At 70.8% G+C, this 17,504-nt stretch carries 20 protein-coding genes and 1 pseudogene; 1 reads left to right on the top strand and 20 read right to left on the bottom strand.

Features of this window, described 5'->3' with window-relative positions; translation table 11 throughout:
- Positions 1 to 12: 12 nt before the first annotated feature.
- The 3 genes from pyrH to rpsB all read right to left on the bottom strand — a co-directional run bounded on the left by pyrH (position 13) and on the right by rpsB (position 2,852).
- Positions 13 to 807: a UMP kinase gene (pyrH, locus tag ACTWP8_RS06385; RefSeq protein ID WP_443321143.1), complete on the bottom strand. Its 795-nt coding sequence runs from the start codon at positions 805 to 807 to the stop codon at positions 13 to 15.
- A gap of 180 nt (positions 808 to 987) precedes the next feature.
- Positions 988 to 1,824 carry a translation elongation factor Ts gene (gene tsf, locus ACTWP8_RS06380; protein ID WP_443321142.1) on the bottom strand — a complete coding sequence of 279 codons (837 nt, stop codon included), beginning with the start codon at positions 1,822 to 1,824 and terminating at the stop codon, positions 988 to 990.
- Positions 1,825 to 1,931: 107 nt separating this feature from the next.
- Positions 1,932 to 2,852 (bottom strand): 30S ribosomal protein S2, encoded by a 921-nt coding sequence (gene rpsB, locus ACTWP8_RS06375; RefSeq protein ID WP_443321141.1) that lies wholly within the window; start codon positions 2,850 to 2,852, stop codon positions 1,932 to 1,934.
- Between the two features lie 415 nt (positions 2,853 to 3,267).
- Between rpsB and ACTWP8_RS06370 the strand changes: the two are divergent.
- Positions 3,268 to 3,810, top strand: a pseudogene (locus tag ACTWP8_RS06370) (peptidoglycan DD-metalloendopeptidase family protein); the annotation flags it as partial.
- Between the two features lie 165 nt (positions 3,811 to 3,975).
- Here the strand turns inward: ACTWP8_RS06370 and ACTWP8_RS06365 are convergent.
- The 17 genes from ACTWP8_RS06365 to ACTWP8_RS06285 form a co-directional block, all read right to left on the bottom strand.
- On the bottom strand, positions 3,976 to 4,515 hold the full coding sequence (locus ACTWP8_RS06365) for a TetR/AcrR family transcriptional regulator (protein ID WP_443321211.1): 540 nt from the start codon (positions 4,513 to 4,515) through the stop codon (positions 3,976 to 3,978).
- A 159-nt stretch (positions 4,516 to 4,674) separates the two neighbouring features.
- Positions 4,675 to 5,511 carry an RNA polymerase sigma factor WhiG gene (whiG, locus tag ACTWP8_RS06360; RefSeq protein WP_443321140.1) on the bottom strand — a complete coding sequence of 279 codons (837 nt, stop codon included), beginning with the start codon at positions 5,509 to 5,511 and terminating at the stop codon, positions 4,675 to 4,677.
- 242 nt (positions 5,512 to 5,753) lie between these two features.
- Positions 5,754 to 7,115 carry a DNA-processing protein DprA gene (dprA, locus tag ACTWP8_RS06355; protein WP_443321139.1) on the bottom strand — a complete coding sequence of 454 codons (1,362 nt, stop codon included), beginning with the start codon at positions 7,113 to 7,115 and terminating at the stop codon, positions 5,754 to 5,756.
- The gene (locus ACTWP8_RS06350) at positions 7,112 to 8,731 is read right to left on the bottom strand and encodes a YifB family Mg chelatase-like AAA ATPase (protein WP_443321138.1); all 1,620 of its coding nucleotides are present in this window, start codon (positions 8,729 to 8,731) and stop codon (positions 7,112 to 7,114) included. Before ACTWP8_RS06350 ends, dprA begins: the two co-directional genes overlap by 4 nt.
- Entirely contained in the window at positions 8,732 to 9,106 is a 375-nt protein-coding gene (locus tag ACTWP8_RS06345) for a YraN family protein (RefSeq protein ID WP_443321137.1), read from the bottom strand.
- Positions 9,107 to 9,215: 109 nt separating this feature from the next.
- Positions 9,216 to 9,542 carry a DUF2469 domain-containing protein gene (locus tag ACTWP8_RS06340; protein WP_360846720.1) on the bottom strand — a complete coding sequence of 109 codons (327 nt, stop codon included), beginning with the start codon at positions 9,540 to 9,542 and terminating at the stop codon, positions 9,216 to 9,218.
- A 54-nt stretch (positions 9,543 to 9,596) separates the two neighbouring features.
- Complete coding sequence (locus ACTWP8_RS06335) at positions 9,597 to 10,091, bottom strand: NUDIX hydrolase (RefSeq protein WP_443321136.1); 495 nt, start codon at positions 10,089 to 10,091, stop codon at positions 9,597 to 9,599.
- Between the two features lie 55 nt (positions 10,092 to 10,146).
- Entirely contained in the window at positions 10,147 to 10,902 is a 756-nt protein-coding gene (lepB, locus tag ACTWP8_RS06330) for a signal peptidase I (protein ID WP_443321135.1), read from the bottom strand.
- Positions 10,903 to 10,939: 37 nt separating this feature from the next.
- Positions 10,940 to 11,896, bottom strand: a complete 957-nt coding sequence (lepB, locus tag ACTWP8_RS06325) for a signal peptidase I (protein ID WP_443321210.1) — start codon at positions 11,894 to 11,896, stop codon at positions 10,940 to 10,942.
- Positions 11,832 to 12,905 carry a signal peptidase I gene (lepB, locus tag ACTWP8_RS06320; protein ID WP_443321134.1) on the bottom strand — a complete coding sequence of 358 codons (1,074 nt, stop codon included), beginning with the start codon at positions 12,903 to 12,905 and terminating at the stop codon, positions 11,832 to 11,834. The genes lepB (ACTWP8_RS06325) and lepB (ACTWP8_RS06320) overlap by 65 nt, the downstream gene beginning before the upstream one ends.
- On the bottom strand, positions 12,898 to 13,731 hold the full coding sequence (gene lepB / locus ACTWP8_RS06315; protein ID WP_443321133.1) for a signal peptidase I: 834 nt from the start codon (positions 13,729 to 13,731) through the stop codon (positions 12,898 to 12,900). The genes lepB (ACTWP8_RS06320) and lepB (ACTWP8_RS06315) overlap by 8 nt, the downstream gene beginning before the upstream one ends.
- Before the next feature lie 45 nt (positions 13,732 to 13,776).
- Positions 13,777 to 14,127, bottom strand: a complete 351-nt coding sequence (gene rplS / locus ACTWP8_RS06310) for a 50S ribosomal protein L19 (protein ID WP_443321132.1) — start codon at positions 14,125 to 14,127, stop codon at positions 13,777 to 13,779.
- Between the two features lie 131 nt (positions 14,128 to 14,258).
- Entirely contained in the window at positions 14,259 to 15,161 is a 903-nt protein-coding gene (trmD, locus tag ACTWP8_RS06305; RefSeq protein WP_443321131.1) for a tRNA (guanosine(37)-N1)-methyltransferase TrmD, read from the bottom strand.
- Entirely contained in the window at positions 15,158 to 15,679 is a 522-nt protein-coding gene (gene rimM, locus ACTWP8_RS06300) for a ribosome maturation factor RimM (RefSeq protein WP_443321130.1), read from the bottom strand. Before rimM ends, trmD begins: the two co-directional genes overlap by 4 nt.
- Positions 15,680 to 15,825: 146 nt before the next feature.
- On the bottom strand, positions 15,826 to 16,065 hold the full coding sequence (locus ACTWP8_RS06295) for an RNA-binding protein (RefSeq protein WP_003973401.1): 240 nt from the start codon (positions 16,063 to 16,065) through the stop codon (positions 15,826 to 15,828).
- 2 nt (positions 16,066 to 16,067) lie between these two features.
- Positions 16,068 to 16,511, bottom strand: a complete 444-nt coding sequence (gene rpsP / locus ACTWP8_RS06290) for a 30S ribosomal protein S16 (protein ID WP_443317953.1) — start codon at positions 16,509 to 16,511, stop codon at positions 16,068 to 16,070.
- Between the two features lie 214 nt (positions 16,512 to 16,725).
- On the bottom strand, positions 16,726 to 17,316 hold the full coding sequence (locus ACTWP8_RS06285; protein WP_443317952.1) for a hypothetical protein: 591 nt from the start codon (positions 17,314 to 17,316) through the stop codon (positions 16,726 to 16,728).
- Positions 17,317 to 17,504: the final 188 nt, after the last annotated feature.

Genomic DNA, 17,504 nt, shown 5'->3' with positions numbered 1-17,504 from the left:
ACGGGCCGGTCGTCAGGCCCGCGTACCCTGATCGCTGACAAGCGTGCCGATCTTCTCACCCTTCACCGCGCGCGCGATATTGCCCTCCGCGAGCAGCTCGAAGACGAGGATCGGAAGCTTGTTGTCCATGCACAGCGTGATGGCGGTGGCGTCGGCGACCTTCAGACCGCGCGAGATCACCTCGCCGTACTCCAGCGCGTCGAACTTCACCGCGTCGGGGTTCCGCTTCGGATCGGAGTCGTAGACCCCGTCCACGCCGTTCTTGCCCATCAGCAGCGCCTCGGCGTCGATCTCCAGGGCGCGCTGGGCGGCGGTGGTGTCAGTGGAGAAGTACGGCATGCCCATGCCTGCGCCGAAGATGACGACGCGCCCCTTCTCCAGGTGCCGTACGGCCCGCAGCGGGATGTACGGCTCCGCGACCTGTCCCATGGTGATGGCGGTCTGGACGCGGGAGTCGATGCCCTCCTTCTCCAGGAAGTCCTGGAGGGCGAGGCAGTTCATGACCGTGCCGAGCATGCCCATGTAGTCGGAGCGTGCCCGGTCCATGCCGCGCTGCTGCAGCTCGGCGCCGCGGAAGAAGTTGCCACCGCCGATGACGACGGCGATCTCGTACCCGTCCCGGACGACCGCGGCGATCTCCCTGGCCATGGTGTGCACGACGTCGGGGTCGACGCCGAGCGCGCCGTTGCCGGCGAATGCCTCACCGGACAGCTTCAGCAGGAAGCGGCGGCGTTTCATCCCGTAGTGGCCGTGGCCGGCCTTGCCGGCCGGGCCGGCGTGATCAGCGTGGTCGGCGCCCTGATTCATGGAGATCTCCTCGTGCACATACGAGAAGGCCATTGCCGGTGGGATCTGGTCGAGCCCTCTGCGGCAATGGCCTCCTCGTCACATCTGCGGTCGTCCGGCTCGCAGGCCGCCGACTGCACCCGACCCTAGCGGGTCGGGCGTATTCCGTCGCTGAACGGAGCGGTACGGAGCTGTACGGACTCAGACGCCGACACGGAAGCGGACGAACCGCTTCAGCGTAACGCCGGACTCGTCCAGAATCTTCTGCACGGTCTTCTTGTTGTCCTTGGCGAACGGCTGGTCGAGGAGAACGTTCTCCTTGAAGAAGCCGTTCACCCGACCCTCGACGATCTTCGGAAGCGCGCCCTCGGGCTTACCCTCCTCGCGAGCGGTGGCCTCGGCGACGCGGCGCTCGTTCTCGACGGTCTCGGCCGGGATGTCCTTGCGGGAGAGGAACTTCGGCGCGAACGCGGCGATGTGCTGCGCGACGTCCTTGGCCACGTCCGCGTTCTCCTTGTCCAGCTCGACCAGCACGCCGACCTGCGGGGGCAGGTCAGGGCTGGTGCGGTGCAGGTAGGAGGCGACGAAGCCGCCGGAGAACTGCGCGAAGCGGTCGAGGACGATCTTCTCGCCGAGGGTCGCGTTGGCCTCGTCCACGTACGCCTGGACGGTCTTGCCGGCCTCGATCTCGGAGGCGAGCAGGGCGTCCAGGTCGGCCGGGGAGGTCTTGGCGACGTGGGCGGCGATGGCCTCGGCGACGGAGACGAACTTGTCGCCCTTGGCGACGAAGTCGGTCTCGCACTTCAGCTCGACCAGCACGCCGGAGGTCTTGTCGGCCGCGATGAGGGAGACGACGGCGCCGTTCTCGGCGCTGCGGCCCTCGCGCTTGGCGACGCCCTTCTGGCCCTTGACGCGCAGAATCTCGACGGCCTTGTCGACGTTGCCCTCGGCCTCGTCCAGCGCCTTCTTGCAGTCCATCATGCCGGCGCCGGTGAGCTCGCGGAGCTTCTTGACGTCAGCGGCGGTGAAGTTCGCCATGGTCTGTCAATCTCTTCTCGGAAAGTCGATGTGATCTACGGGTGGACGGCGGGGGCACCGGGCCCCCGCCGTCGGCAGCCGTGACGGAGTCGGTCGTGACGGTGTCGTCAGGCCTGCTCGGCGTCCGCGGCCGGGGCGTCCGCGGCCGGGGCGTCGGCAGCGGCCTCGGCCGGCTTCTCGGCGGGCTGGTCAGCCGGCTTCTCGGCAGGCTTCTCGGCGGGCTTCTCGGCCGCGGCGGCGGCCGGCTCCTCGGCCTTCTTCTCGCCCTCGAGCAGGTCGCGCTCCCACTCCGCGAGCGGCTCGCCCGCGGCCTTCTCGCCCTTGCCCTCGGCGGCGCCGGAGCGGGCGATGAGCCCCTCGGCGACGGCGTCGGCGATCACGCGGGTGAGCAGGGTGACGGAGCGGATCGCGTCGTCGTTGCCCGGGATCTTGTAGTCGACCTCGTCCGGGTCGCAGTTGGTGTCGAGGATCGCGACGACCGGGATGTTGAGCTTGCGCGCCTCACCGACGGCGATGTGCTCCTTCTTGGTGTCCACGATCCAGACGGCGCTGGGCACCTTCTGCATCTCGCGGATACCGCCGAGGGTCTTCTCCAGCTTGGCCTTCTCGCGGGAGAGGACCAGGAGCTCCTTCTTGGTGAGGCCGGAGGCGGCCACGTCCTCGAAGTCGATCTGCTCGAGCTCCTTCAGGCGCTGCAGGCGCTTGTAGACGGTCGAGAAGTTGGTGAGCATGCCGCCCAGCCAGCGCTGGTTGACGTACGGCATACCGACCCGGGTCGCCTGCTCGGCGATGGCCTCCTGGGCCTGCTTCTTGGTGCCGACGAACATGATGGAGCCGCCGTGCGCGACGGTCTCCTTGACGAACTCGTAGGCGCGGTCGATGTACGACAGCGACTGGAGCAGGTCGATGATGTAGATGCCGTTGCGCTCGGTGAAGATGAAGCGCTTCATCTTCGGGTTCCAACGGCGGGTCTGGTGCCCGAAGTGGACGCCGCTCTCCAGCAGCTCCCGCATCGTGACGACGGCCATGGCCGTACTCCTTGAGGTGCTCGGTTCCACGCCGGCCGGGCGGCCGCCGTGCCTGACGCCCCGGCGCGTCTGCCATGGAGGGCGCTCTTGCGAGGCCTGCCGTGGACCGAGGGACGCGGCCGCGGAGCTGCCCGATGGCCCGATGGGACGTGCCCAAGGGGACGCGGGAGCGCCGGCGGCGGGGCGTGCGAAGTCGACCCGGTGACCCGGATCGCCACCAGAAGTGTACGGGACCGCCGAGCCGCCGAGCGACACACGGCGGCCTCCTGGCGGGCCCATAGGGGCCTTGGGGCGACCGGTCGTCTCCACCGCTGATCCCACTCGCACGGGTGACGCACTTGTCCACAACCGGCGGGTAGTCCACAGCTTTCGCTCATGATCCCTGCGCGGTGGCGGAACAGGTCATGGTCGGGGCATGAGACGCGATCACGATGTGTGCGCGGGGGTGGAGCGGGCCCGTGCGCGGCCATGGGCCGTCATGCCCCTCCGCTCTCTCCTTCTGCTTCCCCTTCTGTCGTCGCTTCTTTCGCTGCTTCTTTCGCCGCTTCTTTCGCTCCTGCTGTTGTCCTTGCCCACCGGGGTGATGCCTGTCGCGTCGGCGGACGACGGACGGCCTGGGGCCTCCGCCCGGGGCGGGCGGGCGTGGCCGGTGGAAGGTGCGCCGGGCGGGCTGCGCCCGGCGGTGGCGCGGGGGTGGGAGCCGCCCGCGTCGCGCTACGGCGCCGGGCATCGCGGGGTGGATCTCGCGGCGCGGCCGGGCCGGGCCGTACGGGCCGCGGGCGCGGGCCGGGTGTCCTTCGCGGGGAGCGTCGGGGGCCGCCGGGTCCTGGCGATCGAACTGGACGGCACAGGCGCGCCTCCGCTCCGCATCACGTACGAGCCCGTGCGGGCGAGCGTCAGGAAGGGCGACCGCGTGGCGGCGGGACAGCAGGTCGGTGTGCTGGACGACGGCCCGTTCCACTGCCCGGCCGGCTGCCTGCACTGGGGGCTGCTGCGCGGGAACCGCTATCTCGATCCACTGTCACTGCTTCCGGCGTGGATGCTGCGCAGCGGTCCTTCCCGCCTGCTCCCGGTCTTCGGGGTGCCGGCGCCTCGGGCGGGCCCGGCCTCGGCCGCCGGCCGGTCAGCCCCGGACGCCGCGCAGGGCCATCGCCACCGCGGCCTCGGTGATCTGTTCCGGGTCCTCGGCCGCACCGAGCTCGATACGACGCACCGCAGCGTCCACGACACCCTGCAGCAGCATCGCCGCGAGCCGCGGCTGCTCGTGGCCGAGCGCACCGAGGGCTTCGACGATCATGGCGATGAGCCCGCCGTGCGCGGCCCGGATCTTCTCGCGCGCTCCAGCGTCCAGCTCGCCCGCCGAGATCGCGACGACGGCCCGGTGCCGCCGGTCCCCGACGAGCGCCAGCTGCTGCCGCACGTACGCCTCGATCTTGTCCTCGGGTGTGCCGGCGCGCTCCATGGCGGTCTCGACTTCCGCGGCCCAGACGGGGAAGTCGACGGCGCACAGCTCCTCGACGACGGCAGCGCGCGAGCGGAAGTACTCATAGACCGAGGACCGCGCGAGTCCGGTGCGCTCGGCGAGGGCGGGGAAGGTCAGTGCCTCCGTGCCGCCTTCGGACAGCAGGGAGCGCGCAGCGTCCAGCAGGGCGTTGCGCTGCATGGTCCGGTGCTCGGCCACGGAGGCCGCTCGAATCCTGGGCACGCCACCACTCTACGGACGCCCGCCCTGCGGTGGCAGTGCGCACGGCGAGATCACGACAGGGCGACGAGGGCGGTGAGGGCGAAGGGACGATTCAGCGGATTTTCGGGATCGGCGCATTCAACGTCCGACATCGGCCAGCTTCGCCCGGAGCTGGAGCACGGACTTCGTGTGGATCTGGCTGACCCGGCTCTCGGTGACGCCCAGGACCTGGCCGATCTCCGCGAGCGTGAGTCCTTCGTAGTAGTAGAGGGTGACCACGGTCTTCTCGCGCTCCGGCAGGGTGTTGATGGCCCGGGCGAGCAACCGCCGCAGCTCCCGGTCCTCTGCGACCTCCACCGGGTTGTCGGCAGCCGTGTCCTCCAGCGTGTCCATGAGGCTGAGCCGGTCGCCGCCCTCGCCGCCGACGTGCAGCAGCTCTTCCAGGGCGACCACGTTGGCCAGCGACAACTGGCTGAACACGCTGTGCAGTTCATCGAGCCCGATGTCCATCTCCTCGGCCACTTCGGCCTCGGTGGGGGTGCGCCGCAGCTTCGCCTCCAGCGTGGCGTAGGCGCGCTCGACCGCACGGGCCTTCTGCCGGACCGAGCGGGGGATCCAGTCGAGCGCGCGCAACTCGTCGATCATCGCCCCGCGGATCCGGGTGATCGCATACGTTTCGAATTTGATGGAACGGTCGGGATCGAACTTCTCGATGGCGTCGATGAGCCCGAAGACTCCCGAGGAGACGAAGTCCGCCTGCTCGACGTTGGGCGGCAGGCCCACGCTGACCCGGCCCGCCACGTACTTGACCAGCGGCGAGTAGTGCAGGATCAGCTGCTCGCGCAGTCGGCCGTCAGCCGTGGCCTTGTACGACCGCCACAGTTCGTCGAGCGACGAGGGTGCGGCGGGGCGCACGCTGCCGCGGGCGGCGGGTGGCACTGCCGCGCGATCAGGCCCGGATGTGTGCTGGGGCATTCGTCGCCTTGAGCCGTTCTGCCGTCACCGGGGTGAGGACGTCTGTCTTGGTCGGAACGCTTGTGAGCGTAGCGTGACTGACCTGTCGCAACGTGCGAAGGCTGAGGGTTCGCGCTGGGGCAGATACGTTCCGCATACCGCACCGCAGGGTTACGGCACGGCAGACGCGTTTCGGCCGTGAACGGAACACAAAGTCGGCTGTTGCGGTCATCGGCCCAACCCTGTCACCCGAACGCCGCAGGTCAAGGACCGCCTCGCGGGGCACCACCGAAGGCCCGTGAATACCGGGCCAACTGCCACCGTTCGCCGTGCCGTTCGACGAACCCCAGTGACTGCAGTTCGTACAGTTTTGCCAACGCCTCCTCATATCCGGTGCCCGCGTCCCGGGCCAGCCCCCGCGCGTCCCTGACGGCCCGTGCGGGCAACGCGTCCAGCACCTTCGCCGAGACCGGATCCAACAGGTCCCTCGCGACGACCGGTCCGCGCCGCTCGGGGGCCAGATCGCCGATGCTTCCGATGAGTTCGTTCACTTCGGCCGCGTCGGTGACGAGCACGGCCTCGCCGCGGAGCAGCTCGTGGACACCGGCCGAGAGGCCGGAGGTGACCGGGCCGGGCACGCCCATGGTGGCCCTGCCCAGCTTCTGCGCATGCCGCGCCGTGACGAGCGAGCCGCTGCGGTACTGCGCCTCGACCACCACGGTCCCCCGGGTGAGCGCGGCGATGACGCGGTTGCGCAGCACGAACCGGCTGCGCGTGGGATGCCCGCCTGGCGGCAACTCCGCCACCAGCAGCCCGCGTTCCGCGATACGGGCGATCAACTCGGCGTGTCCGCGGGGATAGGCCACGTCCACGCCGCAGGCGAGCACGCCCATGGTCGCGCCCTCCGCGGCGAGCGCCCCGCGATGGGCGGCGCCGTCCACCCCGTACGCGGCTCCGGACACCACGACCCAGCCGGTCTCCGCGAGCCCGGCGCCGAGCGTGGCGGCGACGTGGGCGCCGTAGTCCGTGCAGGCCCGCGCACCGACGACCGCGACCGAGCGCAGCGCCCACCTGCGCAACGAGGGCCGCCCCCGCACCCAGAGCCCGATCGGGCGGGCGTCCCCGAGGTCGTCGAGCTGCCGCGGCCATGCGCCGTCCCCGGGACACACGAACCGGCCGCCCAAGGCCTGGACCGCGGCGAGGTCCTCGGCGGGGTCGAGCCGGGCCGCGCGTATCCGGTATCCGGCCATCCGCCCCACGCTCACCTTCGACGGCGGCTTCCCCGTCCCGCAGAACAGCCGCATCAACTCCACGGCCCCGAGCTCCCGCAGCCAGCCACCGGCCACCACGTCTCCTGGCTCCACGACCCGGCAGAGCGCGGCCCGCGCCAGCCGTTCCTCCTCGTCCACGCCGAGCTCGTCCCCAGCCACGCCGCGCTCGTCCCCGGCCACCCCGGGCCCGTCCCCGGCTACCCCGGGCTCGACTCCCGCAACTCCGGGCCCTCCGGGCTCCGCCCCGGCAACCCCGGGCCCGTCCGCGACCATCGCAGGCTCGTCCCCGGCGGCCCCGGCGTCCACCGCTGCCTCCGTCCCGGCAAGCCGCGGCTCGCCGTCGCGGCGGCTCATCGCGGACCGCCCGCCGTGACCGCACCGCGGTTGACGCCCGTGCGCAGCTGAAGGGCGAGCGTCACATCCCCGGCCGCAGGGCGGTTCCGCCCGGCGAGATCGGCGACCGTCCACGCGACGCGCAGTACGCGGTCCAGCCCGCGGGCGGTGAGCAGCCCGCGCTCCATGTCGTGCTCGGCCTCCCACATCGCCCCCGGCGCCGGCCTCCATCGGGTACGCAGTTCATGACCGGGCACCTCGCTGTTGATCCGCCAGGGGGTATCCGCCAGGCGCGCGGCCGCCCGCTCGCGAGCCGCCCGTACGCGCCCTGCCACGGCCTCGGTGGTCTCGCCGCCCGCGGCCGTGCCGACCAGCTCCGTCCGGCTCACGGCCTCGACCTCCACCCGGAGATCCACCCGGTCCATCAGCGGCCCGGAGAGCCGTGACTGGTACCGGCGGACCAGGGACGGCGAACACTCGCAGCCCGTACGGACCGTGTGCCGCCCACACGGACACGGGTTCGCGGCGAGCACCAGCAGGAAGCGAGCGGGCAGCCGCACCACCCCGGCGCTCCGGGCGACCACCACGTAGCCCGACTCCAGCGGCTGGCGCAGCGCGTCGAGGACGCGGCCGCTGAACTCCGGGGCCTCGTCCAGGAAGAGCACCCCGCGGTGCGCCAGAGACACCGCCCCCGGCCGGGGCAGCCCGTTCCCGCCGCCGACGAGCGACGGCATGGTGGCCGAGTGGTGCGGGGCGCAGTAGGGCACCGACTCCACCAGGGGCTTGCCCGGTGGGAGCAGCCCTGCCACCGAGTGCACCGCGGTGACCTCCAGGGACTCGTCCCTGGAGAGCGGCGGCAGGATGCCGGGGAGCCGTTCGGCCAGCATGGTCTTTCCGGCCCCCGGCGGGCCCTTGAGGTAGACGTGATGGCCTCCGGCCGCGGCGACCTCCAACGCCAGGCGCGCCGCGCGCTGTCCCGCGACGTCCGCCATGTCGGGCGCTTGTCCGCTCTCCGCGCCACCGGGGAGGAGGCCCGTGCCCATCCCCGCTCCCGGCACCGTGAGCCCCGCAAGCATCGGATCGGGTCTGCCGTCCGCAGCGAGCTCGTCCTCCTCGGGGACGGGCTCGTCGGACAGGACCGCGATCAACTGGCGCAGGCTGCGGACGCCGAGCACCGAGACCCCGGGGACCAGCGACGCCTCTGCTGCCGTGCGCTCGGGAACGACGACCTGGCGGTAGCCCGCCTGGGCCGCCGCCAGCACCGCGGGCAGCACGCCCCGCACGGGGCGCACCCGCCCGTCGAGGCCGAGTTCGCCGATCATCATCAGGTCCGCGATCTCCCGCGGATCGATCCGCTCGGCCGCCCCCAGCACCGCACAGGCCACCGCGAGATCGAAACCGCTGCCGCCCTTGGGCACCGACGCCGGGCTGAGCCCCACCGTGAGCTTCTTCTGGGGCCATCCCGCCCCCGAGTTGACCACCGCGGCACGGACCCGGTCCCGGCTCTCCACCAGGCTCTTGTCGGGGAGCCCGACGAGCGTGAAGGCCGCGACACCGGGCTCCAGGTCCGCCTGGACCTCGACCACCACACCCTCGACGCCGACCAGGGCGACCGAGCAGGTACGGGCGAACGCCATTCACGCCACCCCCCGCACGTGCTCCACGACCGGCGCCCCGCGATGGGGCAGCAGCACCCCGACGAGGTCGATCCGCACGCCGCCCGGCGGCGGCCCGCCGTGCCGCTCCAGCCAGCGGTCCGCGAGCCAGCGCTCGGCCAGCCGCCGCAGCCGCTCGGCCTTGCGCGGTGTGACGGCCGCCATCGGATGCTCGTAGGCCCCCGCCCTCCGGGTCTTGACCTCACACATCACCAGCGCGTCGCCGTGCAGGGCGACGATGTCGATCTCACCGGCCCGGCAGCGCCAATTGCGCTCCAGGACTCTCATTCCGGCCTCGGCCAGCCTGCGGACCGCCAGGTCCTCCCCGTAGCGGCCGAGCGCTCCCCGCGCGTTCATGAGCCCCACCTCCGTCACCGACTGTGACGGATCCTGAGGCGCTCAGTGGATCATGGCCGCCGAGAGTGGATAACTCGTCGGTTGTGGAAAACCCGGCCACCCCATCGAGTTATTCGTTGAAGCCGGACTCCCCGGATGGCAGCTCGAGGTCATTCTTGTTGAGCTCCTCGATGTTCACATCCTTGAATGTGAGGACGCGAACCTGCTTGACGAAGCGCGCCGGGCGGTACATGTCCCACACCCACGCGTCGGCCATCGAGACCTCGAAAAACACCTCACCCTGGACCGAGTGCACCTGCATCTCGTAGTCGTTCGTGAGGTAGAAGCGCCGCTCCGTCTCGATCACATATTTGAACAAGCCGACGACGTCGCGGTACTCCCGGTAGAGCTTCAGCTCCATCTCGGTCTCGTACTTCTCGAGGTCCTCGGCGCTCATGGCATGTTCCCCTTCAGCCGTGCGTCCCCCTATTGTGCGTCAGACGCGTGGGCGCTAGACGACTTCTGTCGCCAGGACCACAGGCGTGCTCGGGGGACCCTCGTCGAGCAGCCTGCGCAGCAGCTCGGCGAGCCTGGTCGGATACACCGTCTCATGCGTCGCGGACAGCTCTTCGTACGTCCACCACCGCAGGCCCGTGACGCTCCGCCGCTCCAGATCCGTCTGCCCGCTCATCTCGGTCCGCGTCCGGTCGGTGCGGCCCAGGTAGTACCACTCGTCCTGGTCCCAGCGCCGCCCGTCGAACGGGAACGAGCAACTGCGCCGCCACAGCACGGGCCCCAGCCGGACATCGGTGATCCCCGTCTCCTCCACGAGCTCCCTGTGCGCCGCCTGCTCACGCGTCTCCCCGTCCTCGACCCCGCCGCCCGGGGTGAACCACCAGGTCGAGGTGGGGTCCGCGGGCTCGAAGCCGTGCAGCAGCAGGATCCGGTCCGCGGGGTCGAGCAGCACGACCCGCGCGACCTTCCGCTCGTCGGATTCGCCGAACACGTAGGACGTTCCGGATGCATCAGGCGTTCCAGACAGATCGGATGTGTCAGGCGCATCAGGCGTGCCGGACACGGGCCCGCTCTTTCCGCCGCTGCTCCGCGCGCCGCGCCAGCGGCCCGTACGCCGCCCCGCCGAGGATCAGCACCGCTCCCGCCACCACTCCTACAAAGATCAGCCGCAGTGGGCCGGGCTCCGAGATGCCACCAGGCAGGGCCCCGAAGGACGTGGGCTGCGCCAGCATCCCGAACCCGTCCAGGGGCCACGCCTTCGCCTCCACCCGTCCGCTGACGGCTCCTCGCGGTACGGACCCGTGGTCGCTGTCCGCCAGGTGAACCCGCGAGTCCTGCGAGGTGCTGCGGTGGTCCCCCAGCAGGAACAGGTTCCCCTTGGGCACGCTGCTGTCGAATCCGTCCGGCGAAGCAGGCTCGCCGCCGCGCACGTACGGCTCCTCGACCGGCTTGCCGTTCACCGTCAGCCGGCCCTGCTCGTCGCAGCAGGCGACCTCGTCCCCGCCGACACCCACGACCCGCTTGACCATCGGCAGATCGCCCCAGACCTTGTCCGTGAAGACCACGACGTCCCCGCGCCGCACCTCGCTGCCGTCCACGCGCTGCGCGAGCACCCGGTCCCCCGCGTCCACGGTGGGCGCCATGGAGTCGGTCGGGACGGTGTAGGGCTGATAGAGGATCGCGCCCCAGACGAAGCCGCCGAGGAAGAGCACGCAGCCGACCGCGACGGCGAGACCGGACAGCACACCGCCCAGTCCGCCGTTGCCGCCACCCGTACCACCGGTACGTACCGCAGTGCCCATCCCAGCCCCTCGCGTCCGTCAGAGTCTGGGCGGCACCTTACCCGGGGGTACCCCCGGCAGTCAGCCGCCGCCGGCGCCACAGCACCAGCGGGACCGCGCCGGCGAGACCCAGAGCGCCGGGGGCCACGGCACCCGCCGCGTTCAGCCCCAGCTGCTCGCCCAGACCCGGCTGCTCGAAGGTGCCCGGCACGGGCAGCGTGGACCAGCGGCTCAGCGGCCAGGCCACGACGATCGCCCGCCCGACCACGTCGTCCTCCGAGACCGTGCCCTTGCCCGGCAGGTTCTGGTGGTAGCGCGAGTCCAGGGAGTTCTGGCGGTTGTCGCCCATCACCCAGATCCGGCCCTCGGGCACCTTCACGGGCCCGAACGCCTTGTCCAGGCAGGGCGAGCTCCCCGGGCGGAGGTACGGCTCGTCCAGCGCCTTGCCGTTGACCTTCACCGGCTGGTTGCCGCCCTTGCACTCGACGGTGTCCCCGCCGACCGCGATGACCCGCTTGATCAGGTCCTTCTCCTCGGAGGATGGCATGAGGCCGATGAAGCTCAGCACGTTCTGGATGGCCTCGGCCACCGGCCCGGCGTCGGACTGCGGCGCCTCGCCCAGCCAGCCGCCCGGATCGTGGAAGACGACGACCTCGCCGCGCTCCGGCTTCGAGCCGAACCACGGGGTCAGCTTGTCCACCAGCACCCGGTCGCCGCGCTGCAGCGTGTCCTGCATCGAGTCCGAGGGGATCGAGAACGCCTGCACCAGGAACGTCTTGATCAGGAGGGCGAGCAGCAGCGCGATGCCGATGAGAATCGGCAGCTCCTTCCAGAAGGAGCGTTGCTTCTTCTGCTGCTTCACGCGGCGGCCCCTGTCCTCCTCCGCGGGTGACTCAGCGAGCCCGTCCGGCCGCTGGTCCGGCCGCTCACCTGACCCCTCGTCGGGCCGCTCATCGGGCTGTTCTTCGGGCCGCCCTTCGGGCTCTTCGTGACCGGATCGTGCGCCGACCGCCAAATCCCCCACATCCACTCCTCACTCCACGCTGCCGCCTGCCCCACGCACGGTGCAGGCCCACCACTCCCATAACGAGCGGGAGTTCCGCAGGGGTCGGGAGAGAGGTCGTCACTTGCACTTCGGGGGATCGCCGGGACCAGTCGGCCCCGGTCCCGTACGACAGCCTAGAGGCAGCGGGGCCTGCGGCCGTCGTCGCACCGCCCGCGTCGGGCACCGAGGCATACGTGCCGGGTTCCTCGAGGCGCTGCCAGTGGCCGAACGGCCATGCGATCACCACGGCCCTGCCGACCACGAGGTCCTCGGCGACCGTTCCACTGCCCGGCTCGTCCAAGTGGAAGCGGGAGTCGGCCGAGTTGTCCCGGTGGTCACCCATGACGAAGATCCGGCCGGGCGGCACGTTCACGCTGAACTTCATCTCGGAGGGGGCGTTCCCCGGGTGCAGATACGGCTCGCTCAGCGGTGTGCCGTTGACGGTGACCCGCCCGTCCGTGTCACAGCACTTGACGGTGTCCCCGCCGACCGCGACGACGCGCTTGATCAGGTCCTGCTCGTCCTCCGACGGCAGCAGGCCGATGAAAGTCAGGAACTCCTTGACCTGCTTGACCACCACGGGGTCCTCGGTGGTCGTGGTCTGTTCCTTCTCCAGCCAGCCGCCCGGGTCCTTGAAGACCACCACATCCCCGCGCTGCGGCTCGGACCCGAACCACGGAGTGAGCTTGTCCACCAGCACCCGGTCGCCGATCCGGATCGTCTGCTCCATCGAGCCGGACGGAATGACGAAGGCCTGGACGAGAAAGGTCTTGAGCACCAGAGCTATGAAAAGCGCCACACCTATGAGGATCGGCACCTCGCGCACGGCTTTGCCGCGGCGGCGCCGCTTGATCCGCTTCGCGGCCTTGCGTCGCTCGGCGCGCCCAGGCGTCACCCGCCCCGTCGTCGGGCGCGTGCCCGTGGGCAGCCGGGTGTCGTGGCGGTGCGCGCCGTACCGCGGCCGGCCGCGGTTACCCATGCCCGTGCCCGTGTCGGGTACGACTGTGCTCCAGCTCGGCCCAGCGGTCGTACGGCCAGCTGATCCAGTCCGCTCGGCCGATGACCCGTTCCACCGGGACCATGCCCCCGCCCGGCTCCCCGAGATGGTCGCGCGAGTCCCGGGACTCGCTGCGGTGGTCGCCCATCATCCACAACTTGCCTCCGGGCACCACGATGTCGAAGGGCACCTGGGACGGAGCGTCGCCCGGATAGAGATACTCCTCGTCGACCGCCTGGCCGTTCACTGTGATCCTCCCCCGCTCGTCGCAGCAGGTGACCCGGTCGCCGCCGATGCCGACCACGCGCTTGACGTACTCGGTCTCGTCCGGCTCGGCCAGTCCCACTGCGGCAGCCCCCTTCCGCAGCAGTCCTGTCACCGGGTTCCCGGTCGGTCCGCCGCGGTCGAACGACCCGGTGCCGTCGAAGACCACCACATCGCCCCGCCGCGGCTCATCACCGAAACGGTACGCCAGCTTGTTCACCAGCACCCGGTCCCCGGCCCTCAGCGTCGGCTCCATCGATCCGCTGGGGATCAGGAAGGGCTGGACGACACAGGCGCTGAGCAGCCCGAGGAAAACCGCGCAGAGCCCCGCCAGCAGAGCCGCGCGCCGCCATGGCCCGCGCCGCCGGAGCCAGGACGGCCGTTCCTCCTCCTTTGCCGGAAGTTCCTTCCCCGGAGCTTCCTTTGGAGCTTCCTTCCCCCGCGATCCCCTCCCCGGAATACGCAGGGAGCGCGACCTCTGTTCACGCCCCTCGCCGGGGCCGGAAGAGCGGTCGCGCTCCGAAAGCTGTGCGTCGGTGTCCATCGGGTCCAGAGCCTATCCGGCCGGACCCGGACGCCCGGCAGGAGCTCAGCTCTCGCGCTTCTCCTTGATCTTCGCGGCCTTGCCGCGCAGCCCGCGCAGGTAGTAGAGCTTGGCACGGCGCACGTCACCGCGAGTGACGAGCTCGATCTTCTCGAAGATCGGGCTGTGCACCGGGAAGGTGCGCTCGACGCCGACGCTGAAGCTCACCTTGCGGACCGTGAAGGTCTCGCGCACACCGGCGCCCTGGCGGCGGATGACCACGCCCTTGAACTGCTGGATGCGGGAGCGGTTGCCCTCGATGACACGCACGTGGACGTTCACGGTGTCGCCGGGGCGGAAGGCGGGGACGTCGGTGCGCAGCGACGCGGCGTCGACGGTGTCGAGAAGGTGAGACATGATCGTCTGCTTTCCTCGCTGATGCCACAGGTCATCAGCGGTATGTCGGGATGAGTTCGGGTGCCGCACCGTCGGGCGGGCGTCGTTCCCCCTGTGGCAGGGGACGCGCGCCGGACGCACACAGCAGCGGCTTATTCTTCCACGACCTGGGCCGACCGCCCAAATCTGCCGTCCGGCCCCGCCCCGTCCCGCTCGCTCGCCTCCCGGCGCTTTGGCCCGCTGTCGACGGGCTTCGACTCGCTCACGTCCCAGCCCAGCTCAGCGAGGATCTTGCGGTCGTGCTTGTCGAACGCGGCGGGGTCGGCCCGCTCGATCAGATCGGGGCGGTTCAGGACCGTACGGCGGAACGCCTCGTCGCGACGCCAGCGCGCGATCCGGCCGTGGTGGCCGCTCAGCAGGACCTCGGGAATGCCCCGGCCGCGCCACTCCGGGGGCTTGGTGTAGACGGGGCCCTCCAGGAGGTTCTCCATCCGGCCCGGCGCGAAGGAGTCGTCCTCGTGCGATGCGGCGTTGCCGAGCACGCCGGGCAGCAGCCGGGCGACCGCCTCGGTGATGACAAGGACCGCGGCCTCGCCGCCGGCCAGCACGTAGTCGCCGATGGAGACCTCGTGGACCTCGAGCCGCTCGCCGTATTCGTCGAGGACCCGGCGGTCGATGCCCTCGTAGCGGGCGGGCGCGAAGATCAGCCAGGGGCGCTCGGAGAGCTCGACGGCGAGGGCCTGGGTGAAGGGGCGGCCGCTCGGGGTGGGGACGACGAGGGTGGGCCGCGCGGCGGCGGAGCCGTCGTCCGCCGCGGTCCCGGAGCCGGACTCGATGATCCAGTCCAGCGCCTCGCCCCACGGCTCGGGCTTCATGACCATGCCGGGCCCGCCGCCGTACGGGGTGTCGTCCACCGTGTTGTGCCGGTCGTGGGTCCACTTCCGCAGGTCATGGACGTGTACGTCGAGCTGCCCGCGCTGCCGCGCCTTGCCGACCAGCGAGACGTTCAGCGGTTCCAGGTACTCCGGGAAGATCGTGACGACGTCGAGCCTCATACGGTTTCACCCTCGTCGAGCAGGCCCGGCGGCGGGTCGATGACCGCCCGCTGCTCCTCCAGGTCGATCTCCGGCACGATCTCGCTGACGAACGGCACCATGACCTCGCTGCCGTCCGGGCGCTCGACGACCAGCAGGTCGTGGTACGGGAGGTGGCTGATCTCGGCGATCCGGCCGACCTCGGTGCCGTCCGCGGTCACCACGTCGAGGTCGATCAGCTGGTGGTCGTAGAACTCCTCGGGGTCCTCGGGGCTCTCCTCCGGGTCCACATCCGCGATGAGCAGGGTATTCCGCAGCGCCTCCGCAGCCGTACGGTCCTGGACGCCCTCGAAGCGCAGCAGCAGGCGGCCGCTGTGGACGCGGCCGGTCTCGATGGTCAGCGGACCCGCCGATGCGGGGTCCGTGGCCAGGACGGCACCCGGTGCGAGCCGCAGCTCCGGCTCGTCGGTGCGCACCTCCACCGTGACCTCGCCCTTGATGCCGTGGGCGCGGCCGATCCGCGCGACTACCAGCTGCACTGTTGCGCTCCCCTTTGCGGCCGAACCGCCGCCGCTCTCGCGGATGTTGTTCTCGCCGTCGAGCTTCTCAATTGATGGCTGCCGTCGGCAAAAGGCCGGGGAGGGCGTAGCCCCTCCCCGGCCCGTGCCGGTCTGCTGTGCTGGCTTCAGCGGACGTGGTCCACGTCGACGAGGTCGACCCGGACGCCACGGCCGCCGATGGCGCCGACGACGGTCCGCAGAGCGCGCGCGGTGCGGCCGTTGCGGCCGATCACCTTGCCGAGGTCGTCCGGGTGGACCCGGACCTCCAGCACGCGCCCCCGGCGCAGGTTGCGCGAAGCGACCTGCACGTCGTCGGGATTGTCGACGATGCCCTTCACCAGGTGCTCGAGGGCTTCCTCGAGCATCCTCAGGCCTCGGTCGACTCGGTGGACTCAGCGGTCGCAGCCGCCTCGTCCGCCTTCTTCTCGGACTTCTTCGCCTTCGGGGTGATCGCCTCACCCTTCGGCTCCTCGCCCGACTCCTTGGCGGCGGCCTCGAAGAGGGCGCGCTTGTCGGCCTTCGGCTCGGCGACCTTCATCGGCTCCGGAGCCGGCAGGCCCTTGAACTTCTGCCAGTCGCCGGTGACCTTGAGGATGGCCAGAACGGGCTCGGTCGGCTGCGCGCCGACACCCAGCCAGTACTGGACACGCTCGGTGTCGACCTCGATGCGCGAGGGGTTCTGCACCGGGTGGTACAGACCGATCTCCTCGATGGCCCGGCCGTCACGGCGGGTGCGGGAGTCGGCGACGATGATGCGGTAGTGCGGCGACCGGATCTTGCCCAGGCGCTTCAGCTTGATCTTGACTGCCACGGGTGTGGTGTCTCCTGCTCTACGACGTGTTTGAGCGCAACGGCTTCCACGTGGGGTGGTGGGATCCGAGCGCTCGGTGGACGCGTCAGCCGAGGGAGAGAGGGGTCCGGACCGGCTGCCGAGTACTCAGCGGTCCATTCTGCCACACCGCGGGCGCACCACCGTACGCCCCCGGTGACGACGCGATGTCACATCGGGGCCGTACGGCACTCGGTCAGGCGGCGGCGACCGTCTCGGGGATCCGGAAGGGCTTGCCGCACCCGCCGCAGACGATCGGCGCCTGGGCCAGCACGGACGGGACGACCCGCACATTCCGCCCGCAGTCGCACACGGCCTTGACGCGCACTCCACCGCCGGAGGAGCCGTGCCGGGCGGCCGGGCCCCGGAAGCTGCGTGCGGTGTCCGCCGCCGTGGCCGCCGTGTGCGCCTTCAGGGCGCGCTGCAGCCGCTCGATGGTGGGCCGGTACCGCTTCTTCGCCTCGGGGCTGAGGACGACCAGGGAGAAGCCGCTGCTGGGATGCGGCTCGTCGGAGTGGTCGAGACCGAGCTCTTCGGCGATCGCGAGGAATCTGCGGTTGTGATAGCGGCCGGCCCGCGAGGTGTCGCGGATGCCGCGGGCTGCGGCAATGCCGTGGACGGCTTCGTGGAGCAGCCGTTCGAAGGAGAGCTCGGCGCCGCAGGCGGACGAGGATTCTCCGATCAGTGATTCGGGCGCGGCGAGATCCGGCAGCTCGGGGTGGTGCCGTTGAATATCGGCCCACGCCTGCGCCAGTTCCGCGGCGAGAACAGGTGGTGTCGTGCTCACGTCGTAAGAACGATTCTGAGTGCCCTGGTGTTCCGATTCCGGGCCATCCCAAATAATTTGCACGTACCAGTCAGTTTTCGCTCATGCGTCCTGACGAGGGCGGGTGCGCAGATCTGCGGAGGAGCTGGGCAGCTCGCGCCAAGTTGGTACGTACCCGCGCGTACGCCCCGGCGCGTAGAGAACCTCCG

Source organism: Streptomyces sp. 7N604, from assembly GCF_052245475.1.
Lineage (GTDB): Bacteria > Actinomycetota > Actinomycetes > Streptomycetales > Streptomycetaceae > Streptomyces.
The sequence above is the reverse complement of the archived record's forward strand: the minus strand, read 5'-3'. Positions and strand labels throughout refer to the sequence as shown.